Annotated in this window: 13 protein-coding genes; 8 read left to right on the forward strand and 5 right to left on the reverse strand. The window is 54.9% G+C overall.

Going from position 1 to position 16763, the window contains the following annotated elements:
- Positions 1-85 precede the first annotated feature (85 nt).
- Positions 86-1639: an apolipoprotein N-acyltransferase gene (gene lnt / locus IEW12_RS17265; RefSeq protein WP_229751177.1), complete on the forward strand. Its 1554-nt coding sequence runs from the start codon at positions 86-88 to the stop codon at positions 1637-1639.
- An 84-nt stretch (positions 1640-1723) separates the two neighbouring features.
- Here lnt and IEW12_RS17270 read toward each other — a convergent pair whose 3' ends face one another.
- The 3 genes from IEW12_RS17270 to IEW12_RS17280 form a co-directional block, all read right to left on the reverse strand.
- On the reverse strand, positions 1724-4153 hold the full coding sequence (locus IEW12_RS17270) for a TonB-dependent receptor (protein WP_188567312.1): 2430 nt from the start codon (positions 4151-4153) through the stop codon (positions 1724-1726).
- A gap of 67 nt (positions 4154-4220) precedes the next feature.
- Positions 4221-5423: an SO2930 family diheme c-type cytochrome gene (locus IEW12_RS17275; RefSeq protein ID WP_188567313.1), complete on the reverse strand. Its 1203-nt coding sequence runs from the start codon at positions 5421-5423 to the stop codon at positions 4221-4223.
- A gap of 3 nt (positions 5424-5426) precedes the next feature.
- The gene (locus IEW12_RS17280) at positions 5427-6710 is read right to left on the reverse strand and encodes a parallel beta-helix domain-containing protein (protein WP_188567314.1); all 1284 of its coding nucleotides are present in this window, start codon (positions 6708-6710) and stop codon (positions 5427-5429) included.
- A 265-nt stretch (positions 6711-6975) separates the two neighbouring features.
- Here IEW12_RS17280 and IEW12_RS17285 point away from each other — a divergent pair, with 265 nt between their 5' ends.
- Positions 6976-7986 carry a GlxA family transcriptional regulator gene (locus tag IEW12_RS17285; protein WP_188567315.1) on the forward strand — a complete coding sequence of 337 codons (1011 nt, stop codon included), beginning with the start codon at positions 6976-6978 and terminating at the stop codon, positions 7984-7986.
- Positions 7987-8255: 269 nt separating this feature from the next.
- A complete protein-coding gene (locus IEW12_RS17290; RefSeq protein WP_188567316.1) occupies positions 8256-9167 on the forward strand; it encodes a LysR family transcriptional regulator in 912 nt (303 codons plus the stop codon).
- Positions 9168-9192: 25 nt separating this feature from the next.
- On the opposite strand, the gene IEW12_RS17295 is transcribed toward IEW12_RS17290, so the two are convergent.
- A complete protein-coding gene (locus IEW12_RS17295; RefSeq protein WP_188567317.1) occupies positions 9193-10458 on the reverse strand; it encodes a cyclic di-GMP phosphodiesterase in 1266 nt (421 codons plus the stop codon).
- Between the two features lie 484 nt (positions 10459-10942).
- Here IEW12_RS17295 and IEW12_RS17300 point away from each other — a divergent pair, with 484 nt between their 5' ends.
- The 5 genes from IEW12_RS17300 to IEW12_RS17320 all read left to right on the forward strand — a co-directional run bounded on the left by IEW12_RS17300 (position 10943) and on the right by IEW12_RS17320 (position 15452).
- On the forward strand, positions 10943-11317 hold the full coding sequence (locus tag IEW12_RS17300; protein ID WP_188567318.1) for a DsrE family protein: 375 nt from the start codon (positions 10943-10945) through the stop codon (positions 11315-11317).
- Positions 11318-11378: 61 nt separating this feature from the next.
- Entirely contained in the window at positions 11379-12341 is a 963-nt protein-coding gene (locus tag IEW12_RS17305) for a pyridoxamine 5'-phosphate oxidase family protein (protein ID WP_188567319.1), read from the forward strand.
- Complete coding sequence (locus IEW12_RS17310) at positions 12338-13309, forward strand: PDR/VanB family oxidoreductase (RefSeq protein WP_188567320.1); 972 nt, start codon at positions 12338-12340, stop codon at positions 13307-13309. The genes IEW12_RS17305 and IEW12_RS17310 overlap by 4 nt, the downstream gene beginning before the upstream one ends.
- A gap of 113 nt (positions 13310-13422) precedes the next feature.
- A complete protein-coding gene (gene bla, locus IEW12_RS17315) occupies positions 13423-14331 on the forward strand; it encodes a subclass B3 metallo-beta-lactamase (RefSeq protein ID WP_188567321.1) in 909 nt (302 codons plus the stop codon).
- A gap of 140 nt (positions 14332-14471) precedes the next feature.
- A complete protein-coding gene (locus tag IEW12_RS17320) occupies positions 14472-15452 on the forward strand; it encodes a sensor domain-containing diguanylate cyclase (RefSeq protein ID WP_188567322.1) in 981 nt (326 codons plus the stop codon).
- Between the two features lie 78 nt (positions 15453-15530).
- Here the strand turns inward: IEW12_RS17320 and mmsB are convergent, their stop codons facing one another.
- Positions 15531-16730 (reverse strand): multiple monosaccharide ABC transporter permease, encoded by a 1200-nt coding sequence (mmsB, locus tag IEW12_RS17325; protein ID WP_188567565.1) that lies wholly within the window; start codon positions 16728-16730, stop codon positions 15531-15533.
- Positions 16731-16763 lie beyond the last annotated feature (33 nt).

Raw genomic sequence — 16763 nt, forward strand, 5'->3', positions numbered from 1 at the left:
CGAACCGATAGCAAGATCGTAAGCCAGGGGCTGCCACAACAGCCCTTTACCAAAAATAATACAAAAATAACAGGAAAGCTCAGCCTTGACATCCCAGACTGTGCCAGCATCCCGCAGCCGTTTCTCCCATCCTCTTTGGCCATTCGCCGCCGCCTTGCTGGCGGGCTGTGCCAGTGTGCTGGCCTTTGCTCCCTACAATCTGTGGCCGGTGCAGATACTTTGCCTGGCGCTGGTATTTCACCTCGGCTGGCGCAGTACCTCGGTCAAGCGGGCGTTATTGTTGGGATGGTGCTATGGCTTCGCGTACTTGTACCTGGGCGTGTCATGGCTCTTGATTGCCCTGACCCGTTTTGGCGGCATGCCGATCTGGATATCGGCGCCTGCGCTGGCCTTGCTGGTGGCGTATATGGCGATCTACTCTGGCCTGGTGCTGGGCGGCGCAGTATGGCTCAGGCAGCGCTGGCGCATAGGCGACCGCACCGGCCTGCTGCTGGTCATGCCGGCCTTGTGGGCCGTGGGAGAATGCCTGCGCAACTGGCTGTTTACTGGTTTTCCCTGGGTATCAATCGGCTACGCGCATACCAGCAGTCCGCTGGCAGGCTATGCTGCTGTGGTCGGCGTGTACGGTGTGGGCTGGGTCGTGGCGCTTATTGCTGCCTGCCTTGCCTGCTGGTCGCACAAAAAATTGACGCTGCCGCTGATCATGCTGGTCCTGGTGGTCGGCTCCGGTTTGCGAACCATACAATGGACGCACGCCAGCGGCAATCCTATTTCAGTGCGCCTGCTGCAAGGCAATGTGGCACAGGATATGAAGTTTGACGAGGCGCACCTGGTCCAGTCACTGGAAATGTACCGCGACATGATAGTTGCCGCGCCGGCAGATCTGATCGCTACGCCGGAAACTGCGATGCCTTTGCCATCCACCCAATTGCCGCCGGACTACCTGCCGTTGATCAGGGATTTTGCGCATTCCACCAACAGCCATGTGGTGCTCGGCATCTTTGCTACCGATGGCCCGGGTAAGTATTCGAATAGCGTGCTGGGTTTTTCTCCAGATGCAAAGCCGGATCAGAACTACCGTTACGATAAACATCATTTGGTACCGTTTGGCGAATTCATTCCCACCGGTTTCCACTGGTTTGTGGACCTGATGCATATCCCTATCGGTGACCTGACCAGCGCGGGCTTGCAGCAAGCTCCTTTCCAGGTCAAGGACCAGAGCGTGATGCCCAACATCTGCTATGAAGACGTATTCGGCGGCGAGATCGCAGCGCAGTTGAATGCGCAGCGTGCTGCCGGCGGCAAGGTCGCCAGCATCTTGCTGAATGTATCCAACATGGCCTGGTATGGTGATTCCAGCGCGATACCGCAGCACTTACAGATATCCACGATGCGGGTACTGGAAACCGGCAGGCCGATGATACGCTCGACCAATACCGGCGCGACCGCCGTGATCGATGCACAAGGCATAGTCCGCGCCAAGCTGGATTACAACACGCTGGGCAGCCTGCGCTCCAGCGTGCAGGGCACCAGCGGCATGACGCCGTATATCCTACTAGGCGGCAATACGATAGTGATCGTGCTGGCCTTGCTGGCACTGGCTTTAGCCTGGTTTATCGGACGCCGCAGATCTCAGTGATCTTGTGATGATTGCTTGGCCGCAGTGTTTTGCAAAGAAAAAAGGAGACCAAGGTCTCCTTTTTTTTATGAGCGTACCGGTGACCTATAAACTCGCCTTGAACTCTATGCCGACCATGCGCGGCGCGGTGATCGACGCAAATGGCGTGCCGAAGGATGCGGTGATATTGCTGACGTTATACACATAGCGCTTGTCGAACAGGTTATTGGCAAAGATCGACACTCCCCAGCTTTGGCTGTCATTGGTCCAGCCTATGCGGGCATCGGTACGCTGCATGGCGGAGCCGACGGTGAACCTGGGTGTGCGCAGGCAGGAGCCTTGTGCCACGGAATCGTCATTGCAGCGCGTTGCGCCTGTGTAGGCATGCTGCATGGTCAGGTTCAGGTGGCCACCGGCGATGTTATGCCAGGTGTAATCGAAACCTGTTGCTGCACTCCATTTGGGTGTTCCCACCGGCTGGCCGCTGAGGTTGGTACCGTCATTGGCAACATAGTCCTTGTACTTCTGGTCTATGTATTCGGTGGTCAGGTACATGCGCAGCGCCGGCATGGGCTGCCAGCGTGCTTCCAGGTCAAAGCCATTGGCTTTCTGGTCGCTGCTGACGACCTGATAAGCCGGCACACCGACAGAATTGCCGCCAGCAACCAGACTCAGAGATTGCAGATTGGTAAACTTGTACGAGAATACCGACGCATTCAGAACCAGATGGTAGTCGCGCAAATTACTCTTGATGCCGGCCTCGTAGTTCCACACTTCTTCCGGATCGTATTTGCTGCCTATCTGCAAGGTGTTGTAGCCGCCGGACTGATAACCCTTGGATACCGAGCCGTAGAACATCACATCGGGCGTCAGGTGGTAGTCAAGCAGTACGCGCGGGCTGGTATCGTTCCACTGGCGCTTGGTGGAGTAGGGAGCCAGCGCCGCACCGGCATTGGAGATCAACTGGTTGGTACTCATCAGCGACTGTATCAGCGCAGCCTGATCCGCCGAAATGGCCCCGGCCTGTACCAGCCCGGGGAAGAAACCCACCTGGTTGAACAGAGCCAGCGAGCCGTCGACACCGGGAGAAATGCGGGTCGGTGCATACCAGCTGAATTCTTTTTCGTCACGCGAGAAACGTATGCCGGTAGTCAGGTTCATTTTCGGGGTCAGGTGCCAGATCGCATCGCCATAGACGGCATAGGCTTTGTTATCGCCGCGATTGAACATATTCTCTTGCCAGGTATTGCCGAACAGATTGACCGGCAGGCCGAACTGCTGTGCGGCCCCGTTCAGCAAACTGTAGACCGGCAGGCCTGCCACATTGTTGAACAGCGTATCAAAGGAGTCGGTATACGTATTGATCTGGCTGTTTTGCCTGGCTTTCTCCGAGAAATAGCTGGCGCCTGCCAGCCAGTCCACTGTGTCGTTCTTTCCGGATAATTTGAACTCTTGCTGCCAGGTGGTATTGCTTTCTATGTTGGCCGTATCCAGATAGGTTTGTATGCGGTTGGTGCCGTCTTCGTCTTCGCGGTTCACCGAATTGAAATGGCGATACGCAGTGGTGGAATTAAAGGTCGCCCAGCCGAATGGTTTTTCTATCCTGAGCGTGACGCCGTCGAATTTCTTGGCTTCGCGATTGCCGACTGCGTCGTTATACAAGGGGCCGGTGCGCGGATCGACGTAAGTGGATGGATCAGGCGGGAAGCTTGGCAAGGCGCCGGGCGCTGCCGGCTGTATCAGCGAAATCGCCGGGCGCGCCCTGGTGTTGAGGAATTCATGTTCCCATGAAAGCAGCAGTTTGGTTTCCGCCGGCGCATTCAGCAGCAGGGTAGCGCGAGTGCCCCAGTCGTTATCGCCTTTATACTTTTGTCCAGTAGCCGCATCAGTATTCCAGCCGTCGCTTTTGCTGCCGACCGCGCTGAAGCGCAATGCGGCCTTGTCTCCCAGCGGAACATTGATGACGCCATCCACATACTGCGTGCCGTATTTACCCAGCCTGGCAGTGATATCGGCTTCGAAAGTACGCGTAGGCTCCTTGGTGATGACGGAGATCGCGCCGGCGGCACTATTGCGGCCGAATAGCGTGCCTTGCGGGCCTTTCAGCACTTCCACCCTTTGCACATCATTGAAGGTCATCAGCGCGCCGCCGGTCTTGCCGGAATACACCCCGTCCACATAGACGCCTACCGGCGAATCCGTGCCTATGCCGAAATCAGAAGTGCCTATGCCGCGCAGTGTATAGTAAGGCTGGGTAGGCTGGTTGCCGTCCACATTTAGGCCGGGGATATAGCCGTTGATCGAAGACAGATTGGTTGCCGCCAGCTTGGATATCTGGTCTGCGCTGAGAATTTGCATCGCAATCGGCACGGCCTGCGCCGATTGCGAACGGCTTTGGGCGGTAACGACCACGGTAGCAATATCGTCGTCGGCCAGGGCTGCACTGGAGACACCGAGGCTAGCCACGCCGGCGATGCCGGAGCCTAGCAGAGCTTGTGAAATACTGATGACCAGTTTGCGCTTATTCATTTTCATACGGTGTCTCCGGTTTTTGTCATTTGAAAACGCTGAAAATATCTCGCTCCTACTGATGAAATGAGTTCTAGTCTTGTGGCTGGCACTGCCCGGGCATGGCGGCGATCCACTCCTTGATCAGTTGAACTCCTTCCTTGTGTACGCTATTTCTTCCCAGTTCAGGCATCATCAGGCCGGTCTCATCCGAGTTCAGGCGAAAGGGCATGATGGAGTGTTCCGGCTGGCCGGGGAGGATGTCGAATTTGTTATTGCCAGTACCGCGGCCTGCCGCTACCGGTGGTTTGCAGATGCCCAGGTGCAGGTCGGCCGGCGCGCTGATTTCCAGATGCAGCGCAGTGGTGTTCGCCGCTCCTTTCGAGTTGTGGCAGTGCGCGCAATTGATATCCAGGTAGGCCCGGGCGCGCGCGTCCAGCGTCTGGGTGGTGTCGCTCCAGTTGGCATTGTGCGGCACGGTCTTGATATCCGGCAGCCCTGTCAGGTAGCCTATCTTGACCAGATGCTGCAACTGGTTTTCATCGATGCCGTCATAGGTGTAGTTGCGATTCAGGTGTCTTGCCTTGGGGCCTATGGGTTCAAACTGGCGCAGCTTGATATCCGCGACGTGGCAACTGGCGCACTGGTTAACGTTAGGTACCACATAGGTCAGAGGTACTTTTACCCTGTCGGTCGAGGCTAGTTGCAGGGCCACTTGTCCACCCGTCCTTTGCAGGATCGCTTCGGTCTGTTCTTCATTCCAGATGTAGGGCAAGGCGACCCAGCCGTCCGCCCTGTGCACCAGCAAGCGGGTTTCTATCAGGCGCACGCCATCCAGGTTCAGGTCCGCATTGATAAAGTCGCCCGAGGTATCCGTCACGCGCAAGACCGCATGCGATTCCTTCGCCTCTCCCGCCAGGCGCGGATAGTAAAAAGTCTTGGAGATGATGGTGCCTACCGGGAAATCAAACGAGGCATCTGCCTTGTAGTTCGCGGGAGTGCCTTTGGGCATCCATATCGTGCGCAGCTTGTGCGCATAGTCGGTGAACAACGGCGTATTCAAATCGTAAGGCGTTACTCCTTCGTTCAAGATCAGTCTGCCGCTGTCGGCGGCCATCAGATGCCATTCACTCAGGCGCTCCGGCCTGCCGTCGGCATGGAAGCTGACCGGCTCTTGCTTGCGAGAGCAGGCGCTAATTGAGCTTAGGACTAAAACTGCTAGGGCCAGGTACAGGACAAAATCAAACGTTTGTTTCTTGAAAGGGGAAAAATGGCTGCGTACTAAATTCTTAAACATGCACTATCCCTTTGCTGTCGCATTCTCTGCCAATTGCGGAATGCTGACCGGTTTTAACTTGGGCAATTCGCAGCGGTAAGCAGCGGAATCGTTTTTTGGATTTTTATATTTATTCGGGCCATCCACGTTCAACACACTGACGTCGCCGTTTTGCACGCACAGGCGGTCATTGGCGGGGATTGCGCCGTTGACGAAAGTTTTGGTATCCACATAGCCATCCCAGATCACGTCAGGGAAATGGCCGTTCAAGCCGAACATCGCAATCTTCAGTGCTTTCAGGTCAAGGCCATCCGGTGAATCGCCGCCACCCTTGAAGCGGTTGCCATACACGTAGATTGCGCGCGGGTAGGGATCGTAATCTGGGCTGACGCCCTTTTCACTGAAATAGCCGGTGGAAAAATAGCTGGAGATGATCACATTCGCAGTCTGGCTATCGGACACGTCGTTATCGAAAATCTCCACTTTGGAATTGGAATTGACGACGACTCCGGATCCCGCCGGTACGCTGGCCACGGCCGCACCCTTGGCGGCAAAGTTGCCCAGGTTATTGGCGAACACCTTGTTCTTGTAGACCCGGGTGCCATACCCGGCTTGCGACAGGTTGGGCATGTTGAATACCAGGATGCCGCCGGTATTATTCGTGGCTGTATTTTCATACACGTCAGCATCTATCGTGTTTTCTATTTCTATGCCGGCCACATTCTGCTCTGCGCGATTACGGCGCACGACTACATTTTTGGATTGGCCGACATAGATGCCTGCATCCGATGCGCCTATCGCAGCAGAGTCTTCGATCAGTACGTTTGTGGTCTTGACAGGGTAAATGCCGTAGGCGCCATTGGTTACCTTGGGGCCGCCTGTCCATTGCACCTTGACGCCGCGTATCGTGATGTTTTCGCCGTCATTGATTTTCAGCCCATCACCCTTGCTGTCTTCTATCGTCAGGTTTTCTATCGTGAAGTTATTGGCATAGACCAGCAGTCCCTCTGGCCCGGTGACTTGGTCCTTGAAGGACAGGACGGTTTTGTCCATGCCGGCGCCGCGTATCGTGACGCCGTGCACGCGCAATGTCAGGCCGCTGGTCAGGTGATGCTTGCCGGCTGGAATTTCTATCACGCTGCCTGGCTTGGCATCCAGCAACTGTTCCTGCAGTTTCTTCTGGAAAGCAGCGTCATCGCTGGCTGCCTGCATTTTTGCGCTATCTGTATCCGGGCTCTTGCTGCATGCCCCTAATAGTAGAAATAAGGGCAGTGCAGCATACGACAAAGGCATCACTAATTTACGCATTGAATGTCTCCTCAGGTGTTCCATTTTGCGGCAGTGGATATGCTGGAAATTGCTGCGACGCTATTGCATGATTGTTGCATCACAGCAAATCAAAGCCCGCCACATGCTCAAATATATTGGTTTTATTTTTTGAGAGCATTTCGATTCTATGCTATTAATTTCTGAAAATATAAGTGATTACCGGCCAAATTTGTAGTTAAAATCAGCCATGTCTTGTTGCGTTTTTGTCGTGTTCAGTCGTCCGCTCTGCCAGCCAGGAGGAAAGATGAGAAAGCCGGTGCAAGTCAGTATCTATGTGGATGAAGGATGTTGGGCGGGCGTCGCCATCCTGATCAAGGAATTGCTGGTCATTGCAGGAACCTTGCACTCACGCAATTTTGACCTGGATGCTTCTGCGTTATTCCAAATCACGCTGGCTGGCCCAAGCGAGGCTGCAGTGCGATCATTTACCGGCACGATGATTACGCCTGACCAGGCGATACGCAATAGCGGTCCGCCGCCACAAGTGATCGTTATCCCCCCGTATTATTTTTTCGATGCGCAGGCGGTACCGGTGCGCGCCAATTTCCGGCGTTGGCTGGTACGTGCCTATGAGCGGGGCGCGATCTTGCTGGGATTTGATGGCGGAGTGCGGGTGCTGGCGGCATCCGGTTTATTGGATGGCCATGAGGTTACCGGTAATCTCTCTGATCAGAAAGCGTTTGCGCAGCACTATTCACCGGTACGCTTTTCACCGCATGTGCCGCTGGTGACAGATGGACGCATAGTCACTGCTACCGGCACCGCTCCCAGCATGGATGCCTGCGCCTATCTGGTGAATCATTTTTATGGAGAGGCCGCCGCTCATAAATTTTCCCGTTATACCAATCCGGTACGCAGGCCCGTGTATGAACGTACGGAGTTGATCGATGTTGTACTGAAAAACCATGCGGACCATCGCATCCGGCAAGCTCAGGAATTCATTGAGAGGCATTTCAACCAGGATATTTCTGTGGAAGATGCGGCCAGACGCGCAGCGATGAGTTTGCGAAATTTTACGCGCCGGTTTCACACTGCGGTCGGCATGACCGCCTTGAACTATATCTCGCACTGCCGGGTAGAGCATGCAAAAAAAATGCTGGAACTCAGGGGCGGTCCTGTACTGCAGGTGGCGCTGGAGTGCGGCTTCAACAATGAAGCCTCTTTCCGCCGCGCTTTTCATCAGATATGCGAACAGACCCCAATGCAATACCGCAAGGCGAGTATGATGAAAAAGAAACCTTCGGCCACTCCATAGCTGTATTGTGCGTGCCTTTGGCTTGCGCCGCCAGCCTTCGCAGCAGCCGCTTATTCACTAGCTTTGCTCTGGACGAAAAGTAATTTAACCGCAATACTGACAGCGATTCCACAGACGCCTATTGCCAACAAAAGTAACATGGTCTTTCACCTTCATTCAAAAGTATCCGTGCTGCGGAATGCCTGCAGCAATGACCCAACTGTAGCAGCCGGCGCGGTGTTTACTCCAATAGCAAATATGGCATTCATCTATCTCAAAACGGCATACGCATGATCTCTCTGAAGCAAATAAAGTACTTTGTGGAGATCGTCGAGGCAGGCAGTTATTCGCGCGCGTCGGAACGCTTGTACATCGCGCAGTCGGCACTCAGCCGGCAAATGAAGGAACTGGAAAGCGAAGTGCAGGCAGTGCTGATGGAGCGGGATTCGCGCCATCTGGAATTGACCGACGCCGGCAGGCTGCTGTATGAGCGCAGCAAGCGCATACTGGAAGAAATCGCTGAAACCGTGCAGCAAGTGCAGCAGGTAGGCAAGGGTGAACAAGGCACGATACGCCTGCTGCATTCCAGCTCTGTCACGCTCACTGCAGAGCTAGGCAAGGTACTCAATACCCTGCTGGCAGAGTTTCCCGGAGTTTCACTGGATGTGTCCAAGGCTTCATCGGACCATCAGGCGATGGACATCGAAGAGGGAAGGGCAGACCTCGGCATGATCCGTTTCCCCATATTGCGCAATTATCCTAACATCGTCGTCAAGGAATTCTTTACTGAGAAGCTGATGGTCGCGGTATCGGAGCAGCACGCTCTGGCCGGCAAGCAGAGCACCGACATCGCCAGCCTGCGCGAAGAATATTTTGTTTCCATTCCGCATAAGGACCGGGGTGGTCTCAGTTACCTGGTCACCAGCTTGTGCCTGAAACAGGGATTTTTCCCCAAGGTAGCGAGAGCAATATCCCGTAAGACTTCGTTATTGAACCTGGTGGAAGCGAATATGGGGATTGCCATTGTTCCAGACAGCATGCAAGAGGTGGCACCCAAGGGCGTGCGTTTTATTGCGCTTTCCGACCAGGAATCCAGTTCAGTGGTAGGACTGATTTACAGGCGCGACGCACCTGCGATGATCAGCCATTTCATTGCCGCGTTTGAGCGCGAGATGCACGCGGTAGCGCAGTCTGCAGCATAGTCTGTAGACTGCGCAGCAACACGAGCTATGCCGGTGTTGCTGCAGCGCCCAGCCAGTAGCGGTCTATATCTTTCAGCCCCCATTTGGCCGCATCCTCGCGCGACACGATCTTGTCCTGCAAGCCGGGGCCAGCCAGGTCGAGTAATTCGGGCGTGATATAGGCCAGTGACTTGGTGGAGAAGAATACCCTTACCTTGGGTTGCAGTAGGGACTTGCCGACCTGCTGCTCAACCACCACGCCCAATTTCCCGGAGGCCAGGCGGACCAGCGTGCCCACCGGGTAAATGCCTATGCTTTTCACGAAGGCCTGGAATACCTTTTCGTCAAAATGTCCTTTGCTCCATTCCGCCATCTTGCGCAGCGATTCTGCGGGGCACCAGCCGGCCTTGTAAGGGCGGTTGGAGGTAATGGCATCATACACATCGCATACAGCGCCCATGCGCGCATACAAGCTGATCTGCTCCCCTGCCAGGCCCTCGGGGTAGCCGCTGCCATCCATTTTTTCGTGGTGATGCAGGCAGACATCCAGCGCAATCTCGCCTACCCCTTTTGCATCCAGCAGCATCTTGTGGCCAGCTGCCGGATGTTCCTTGATAGAGACGAATTCATCATCCGTCAGCTTGCCTGGCTTGTTCAGGATCGTGGAAGGTACAGCCATCTTGCCTATGTCATGCAGCAGGCCTGCAAAGCCGGCGGCGCGAGTCTGCTCATCATCCAGCTTCAGTTGCCTGGCCAACGCAATCATCAGCGCGCATACCGCGACTGAATGCATGTAGGTGTAGTCGTCCGCATTCTTCAATCTTGCCAGGCCTATCAAGGCACCGGGATTGCGCATGACCGAGGTGGCGATATCTTCCACCAGTTCCATCGCCGCTTCAGAGTTCACGGCCTTGCCCATGCGGGCTTCGCTGAACATTGAGAACACTGCCTGCTTGGACTTACCGACTATTTTTGCCGCGCGGCCCATCTCTTCGTCCATTGACACCTGCTCGATGTGGTCAAAGCTTGCAGCGGGCTCGGCTATGGTTTCAACAGGCAGAGTTTCTGGGGGAGGAGTTTCAGCGGCAGGACGTGGCCGGCTGATTTTTTTGTCTTCGCCATTGAGGACATCAAGGCCCTTGCTGGTATCTATCCATGCCTGCTGTATTTTGCTGCGTTTGATTTTTTCTATGACAGCAGGATCTTCCAGCAGCAAGGATTTTTGCCAGATAGGTGTGTCTATCCATGAGCCGCACAACTCATGGATATACATACCGGTTCTTAACTGGGCAACCTCAATTTTTTTCAGCATTTGTTGATTTTCTTCCGGGAGCCAAAGGAAGCTCGGGTGAAGGCAGATAAAAAGACCGGACGCTGTGCTCTCGCGGATCTGTCGTGCTGGCTTTTATTCTACATGGGGTCGCTTATATTGGCGACGCCTGCCGAATAGACAAGGCGAGTGGGTGGCAAGATTCTTTCGGGCACCTAAGAGATTGAAATCATTGAAGATATTCCTTCTTTTCCGCTTGTACAGACAGGTAAATGTGCGTTTCCTATTTGCATTCTTTAACAAAACGCATACAACACGTGCCGGCATCTTTGCGTAGGACCTGGAGCAGGCGTCGATAATATGATTGCTTGAATATTAATATTCCATTTATCGGAATATATAAATGCAAATAGTGATTATTGTTAATAAAAATGGTTGTAGTTAGCATGATCAACAGACGGCGCTAAATTTAGTTGCCGTCGCAATCTGCGAATTACCCTCACCACTTTTTATAGGAATACTCATCATGAAAGCAGCAATCATTCTCTTGTCCGACCCCAAAACCGGTAGCGAAGAAGCCCTGGGCCGCACCTTTAATGGCCTTGCCGCCGCGTATGACTTCAAGCAACGCGGCGTCGAAGTGGCTATCTACTTCCAGGGCACCGGCACCCGCTGGGCCGCAGAAGTGGGCAAAGCCGCACATCCGCTGCATGCCTTGTTCAAGGCCGTTGAAGATAAAGTAGCCGGCGTTTCCTGCGGCTGTGCTGATGTTTTTGGTGCGCGTGAAGATGCGGTAAAAAACGGCTTTGATCTGGTGACTGATAACAGCGTGCCGGGCACATCCGGTTTGCCAAGCCTGGGCCAACTGGCTGTCGACGGCTATACAGTCTTCACGTTCTAAACAAGAGTTGACCCGCATTGGCCAAAGAGGTGGATGCGGGCGACCGACGAAGGAGAACATCATGGGTGCAGGACTAGGGTTTCATGAAGGCGAGAGAACGGTGCAGGTGCGCGCCGGAGAAGATGCGGTTGCCGATCGCAATGGCACGATGATGGCCGATAGCATCATTGCAGGCGCGCGCGGCTTCATAGAGAAACAGTTCATGGTGGTACTCAGTAGTGTCGATGTGGATGACTATGCCTGGGCTTCCGTCCTGTATGGAAAGCCGGGTTTCCTGCGCACGGAAAATGGAAGCTCGGTACAAATCCAGGTCGCTGCAGAAGAGCGCGATCAAGCAGATCCCTTCTGGTCCAACATCGAAGTCGGTACCCAGATCGGCATGCTGTTTATTGAACTAGGCACCCGTCGACGCTATCGCGTCAACGGCAGGGTCAGCCGTCTTGACGGCCAGGGCCTGGAAGTGGACGTTGGCGAGGCTTACCCGAACTGCCCCAAATATATACAAAGGCGTCAGCTAAGCCTGCAGGACTTTGCCCAGGAGCCGGATGCAAGCACGAGCGCGATGATTACCGGTGGCCGTCAATTAAATGAGGCTGCATATACTTTGATACGCAATGCCGACACTTTGTTTGTCGCCAGCTCGCATGCTGAGCGCGGCAGCGATGCATCGCATCGAGGCGGCAATCCCGGCTTCATACAGATACTGGAAGACGGCACCATCAGGGTCCCGGACTATCACGGCAACAGCATGTTCAATACGCTGGGCAATATGGAAAGCAACCCAAAGACAGGCTTGCTGATACAGGATTTCACCGGTAACAGGCAATTGCAACTGGTGGGAAATGCGGTCATACGCTGGGATGTCGATGATCAGGACGGCGCCACCGGAGGTACGCGGCGCTACTGGGATTTCACAATAGAACGATGGATGCTTCGCTCGGTCAAGCAAGGCTTGCATTGGGAGTATGTGGATGCGTCGCCGTTCAATCCGGCTATTGCCGGCAAGCCGGGAGCAACATCGTGAGCCATATCATTTCAGACATCATCGAGCATGGAGACGCCGTCAAGGAATTTCGCATCCGCAAGCCCGATGGCGGCGCACTGCCCGCGTGGAGTGCCGGTGCGCATGTGCAGTTGCGTTTTACGCTGCCTGACGGCAGCATCGTCGAGCGCCAGTATTCGTTGATAGGCAGCCCCGGTGAAACGCAAGAGTACCGCATCGCGGTATTGCTGGATCAGAAAGGCAGGGGTGGTTCGCGCCACTTGCATCAGCAACTGCAGATTGGCGATACGATCACGCTCACCGGACCGTTCAACAGCTTTCCGGCCAAGCCCGCTCAAGGGCGCGTGGTGTTGATTGCCGGCGGCATAGGCGTGACCCCCCTGGTTTCGATAGCGCATGCATTTCACAAGGAAAGGGCCGAGCTTGAGTTTCACTACCTGGCCCGCTCCCAGGAGCGTCTGGTGTTGCTGGACGATTTGAAGGCGCTTCCGTCACAGCAGTTGTTTACCCATCTGACGCAGGTCAATCCGGACACGACGGATGACGCTGGTCACGCAGAGCGTGCGGACCTGGCCGCTATCCTGGGCAATTACACCGGCAATGCGCAAGTCTACGCCTGCGGTCCGGTCTCGTTATTGCAAGATCTACGCCGCATTGCAGCATTACTCGATTGGCCTGATTCCGCCATCCACATGGAAAGTTTCGGCGTTCGTGGCACTACGGAAGACAAGCCTGTACAGGTCCATCTGGCGCAATCGGATATCACCGTGGACGTGGCGCCAGGCACATCCATTCTGGATGCCCTGGTAGATGCAGGTGCATTTTTGTCATTTGATTGCAAGCGCGGGGAGTGCGGCAATTGCTACACCCAGCTTGTTGAAGGCGATATAGCGCATCGCGATGTGTGCCTGACAGCACAGCAGCGTGCAGTCGGAATGTGCCCTTGCGTGTCCTGGGCGAATAGCGGGCGCATAGTATTGGACCTATAGTTCTTTACAGGGAAAGGCAGGCTCCAAGTATATCAAACCGGCCCGCTTTTGGCATACAATCTGTCGATTCACTGTAGATTCATTGTGGTGCTTATCGCCAGGGGTTCTGTGTCATGTCACAAAAATCACGCTTCAGGACCTTAGCATTATTGCTATCCGGCCTGTTGTGCATCGCTACGGCATATGCTGGCCCTGGGTCTGGGGCCGATGCCGGCCATGCATCCCACTGGCCGGACAGTTGGACTACGCCGCAGGAGCCTTTCCGCATTTTCGGCAATAGCTATTACGTCGGCGTGCATGGTCTCAGCTCGGTGCTGGTGACTTCTGACCAGGGCCATATCTTGCTGGATGGTGCATTGCCGGAATCGGCGGACAAGATCGCCGCCAGCATACGCGCACTGGGGTTCAAGCTGGAAGATGTCAAATTCATCCTCAATTCCCACGCGCATTTTGATCATGCCGGTGGCATAGCGAAATTGCAGCGTTTGAGTGGCGCGACTGTCGCCGCCAGCCCCTCGGCCATACAGGCCATGATGCAGGGGCATGTGGGCGAAGACGATCCTCAAGCCGGCAATGCGACTCCCTATCCTCCGGTGGTGGGCACCCGCGCTGTGCATGACGGAGAAACTCTGACTGTAGGACCGCTGGCGGTGACCGCCCACTTCACTCCCGGCCATACGCCAGGCGGAACCAGTTGGACCTGGAAATCCTGCGAAGGCAAGCGCTGCGCCAGCATCGTGTATGCAGACAGCATTAATCCGGTATCTGTTGCCGATTTCAAATTTACCGACAACGACAATTATCCGAACGCGATCCGGGATCTGGAAGGGAGCTTTGCAACCCTTTCCAAGTTACCCTGCGATATCCTGATATCGGTACATCCGGAGTTTTCCGGCATGTGGGCAAAACTAGCTCGGACGACGTCGGAAAAGAATGGCTTTTTTGTTCCACGGGCATGCCGTAAATATGTGGGCGTTTTCAAAGAAAGCCTGCGCAAACGGATAGCTGCGGAGCATAGCTGAGCGCCCAGCCGCTACGGTTGTTGATCAGGGAGAGCGGACCTCACACAAAAATAGGTCTCCACAGTAGAATAGTTATGCCGGAAGTGTATGCCTGCAGCAGGATCGCCATTGTCGAAATATAAATTAGATAGAGGACACAAATGCTCGCGCCAGCCAAACCCGAAAACGAAGCGCTACGCGTCAATACTCTGCACTCGCTGAATATCCTGGATACTCCGGCCGAGGAGCGCTTTGACCGGCTAACCCGGCTGGCAAAGCGTCTGTTTGGCGTACCTATTGCGCTGGTGAGCCTGGTTGATTCTGACCGGCAATGGCTCAAATCATGTGCCGGGCTCTCTGCCAGCGAGACGCCGCGCGATATTTCATTTTGCGGGCATGCAATCCTGAATGACGGCATTTTTACTATCCCGGATGCACTGGCCGATGATCGCTTCCACGATAATCCCTTGGTAACCGGAGATCCTTACGTGCGTTTTTATGCCGGCTGCCCATTGTCGGTGCCTAATGGCAGCAAGATAGGCACGCTATGCCTGATCGATGTCAAGCCGCGCGACATGGATGAAGAAGACCGCAAGCTGCTGCGCGATCTTGCCGCGATGGCGGAGCAGGAAATTGCCGCAATCCAGATGGCCACCATCGATGAATTAACCGCCTTGTCCAATCGCCGGGGTTTTGAATCGCTGGCACAGCATGCGCTGAATGTCTGCAAGCGCATGGAAAAGCCGATGTCGCTGCTGTTCTTCGACTTGAACGATTTCAAGAAAATCAACGATACCTACGGCCATGCGGAAGGAGACAGGGCCCTGTCTACGTTTGCCGGCCTATTGCAAAGTGTGTTTCGCGATAGCGATGTTGTGGGCCGCCTTGGCGGTGACGAGTTTGTGGCTTTGCTGACCAATTCCAATTATCAAGAAGCATCGCTTGCCATACAGCGTCTGCAGCATGCGGTGGATGCGCGCAATGCAGAAGATGCGCGTGGCTACGATATCCGCTTTAGCGTGGGGCAGATCGAGTATGCGGCAGAGCGGCATACCTCCATTGCAAGCCTCCTGGCCGATGCGGATACTGCCATGTATGCCAACAAGCAGGCAATGAAGGCGAAACGTTTAGTGGTGCATTGAAGCGCGGTGCACCTCATGCATAAAAAAAGGAGAGGTAATCAGCCTCTCCTTTTTGTTTTGTGTTCTTCGGGTTCTAAATCATTTGTTCTTGTTATACACGTCCACAAAGACCGCTGCCAGCAATACCAGTCCCTTGATCACCTGCTGGTAGTCGATGCCTATGCCCATGATGGACATGCCGTTGTTCATCACGCCCATCACAAAGGCGCCGATGACCGCGCCCATTACTTTGCCGACGCCGCCGGATGCGGATGCGCCGCCGATGAAGCAGGCTGCAATCACGTCCAGTTCAAAGCCGGTACCTGCCTTTGGCGTAGCCGTGTTCAGGCGAGCCGCAAAGATCAGGCCGGCCAGTGCTGCGAGCATGCCCATGTTGACGAAGGTATAGAAAGATACGCGCTCGGTCTTGATGCCGGACAGGCGTGCTGCTTTTTCATTGCCGCCCACTGCATATACACGGCGGCCCAGTACCGTCCGGTTGGCTATGAAGGTGTACGCGACCATCAGCACAAACATCACGATCAGCACGTTAGGCATGCCTTTATAAGAGGCCAGCAGGTAGCTGAAGTACACGATCACAGCAGCGAAAACAGCATTCTTCAGGAAAAAAAACTGATACGGCTCATCCACCATGCCATAGCGCGCCTGTTTCAGGCGGCTGCGGAGTTTGACAAAGATCAGGATTGCCGCAACGATCACGCCAACGACCAATGAAGTCACGCGGAACTCGCCGGTTTCTATCAGTTCTGGAATAAAGCCCGAGCTCAGGCGCTGGAATCCGTCAGGGAAGGGGCCTACCGATTGTCCCTGCAAGAGCGCCAGCGTCAGGCCCTTGAAGACCAGCATGCCGGCCAGCGTGACGATGAAGGCGGGTATGCGGAAGAAGGCGACAAAATATCCCTGCGCAGCGCCGATAATGGCGCCTGCTACCAGGCAGATCAGCGCGGCCAGCATGAAATTCATGTTGTAGTTGACGATCAGTACTGCCGCCAGCGCACCGATAAAACCGACCACCGAGCCCACCGACAGATCGATATGGCCTGCCACGATCACCATCAGCATGCCCAGCGCCATGATGACGATATAGCTGTTCTGCAAGACTAGGTTGGTCAGGTTCAGCGGCTGCATCAGCGTGCCGTCCGTCATCACCTGGAAGAAAGCCATGATCGCGATCAGCGACATCAGCATGCCGTATTCGCGCATATTGTTTTTCAGGAAGCTGCCGTAGCCCTTGCCTTGGGCATCCTGCTCTGCCGGGATATTCTTTACGTCTTTCATACTTGTCGTTCCTGATGTAATTTCCGATACTGC

Origin of the sequence: Parundibacterium terreum, assembly GCF_014636315.1 — a bacterium.
Taxonomy (GTDB): Bacteria; Pseudomonadota; Gammaproteobacteria; order Burkholderiales; family Burkholderiaceae_D; genus Undibacterium; species Undibacterium terreum.

Bases quoted from the DNA above. Each gene is read 5' to 3' on its own strand.
- IEW12_RS17320 (WP_188567322.1), top strand. From the start codon at position 14,472: ATGCTCGCGCCAGCCAAACCCGAAAACGAAGCGCTACGCGTCAATACT.
- IEW12_RS17275 (WP_188567313.1), bottom strand. From the start codon at position 5,423: ATGTTTAAGAATTTAGTACGCAGCCATTTTTCCCCTTTCAAGAAACAA.
- mmsB (WP_188567565.1), bottom strand. From the start codon at position 16,730: ATGAAAGACGTAAAGAATATCCCGGCAGAGCAGGATGCCCAAGGCAAG.
- bla (WP_188567321.1), top strand. From the start codon at position 13,423: ATGTCACAAAAATCACGCTTCAGGACCTTAGCATTATTGCTATCCGGC.
- IEW12_RS17270 (WP_188567312.1), bottom strand. From the start codon at position 4,153: ATGAAAATGAATAAGCGCAAACTGGTCATCAGTATTTCACAAGCTCTG.
- IEW12_RS17305 (WP_188567319.1), top strand. From the start codon at position 11,379: ATGGGTGCAGGACTAGGGTTTCATGAAGGCGAGAGAACGGTGCAGGTG.
- IEW12_RS17285 (WP_188567315.1), top strand. From the start codon at position 6,976: ATGAGAAAGCCGGTGCAAGTCAGTATCTATGTGGATGAAGGATGTTGG.
- IEW12_RS17295 (WP_188567317.1), bottom strand. From the start codon at position 10,458: ATGCTGAAAAAAATTGAGGTTGCCCAGTTAAGAACCGGTATGTATATC.
- IEW12_RS17290 (WP_188567316.1), top strand. From the start codon at position 8,256: ATGATCTCTCTGAAGCAAATAAAGTACTTTGTGGAGATCGTCGAGGCA.
- IEW12_RS17300 (WP_188567318.1), top strand. From the start codon at position 10,943: ATGAAAGCAGCAATCATTCTCTTGTCCGACCCCAAAACCGGTAGCGAA.
- IEW12_RS17280 (WP_188567314.1), bottom strand. From the start codon at position 6,710: ATGCGTAAATTAGTGATGCCTTTGTCGTATGCTGCACTGCCCTTATTT.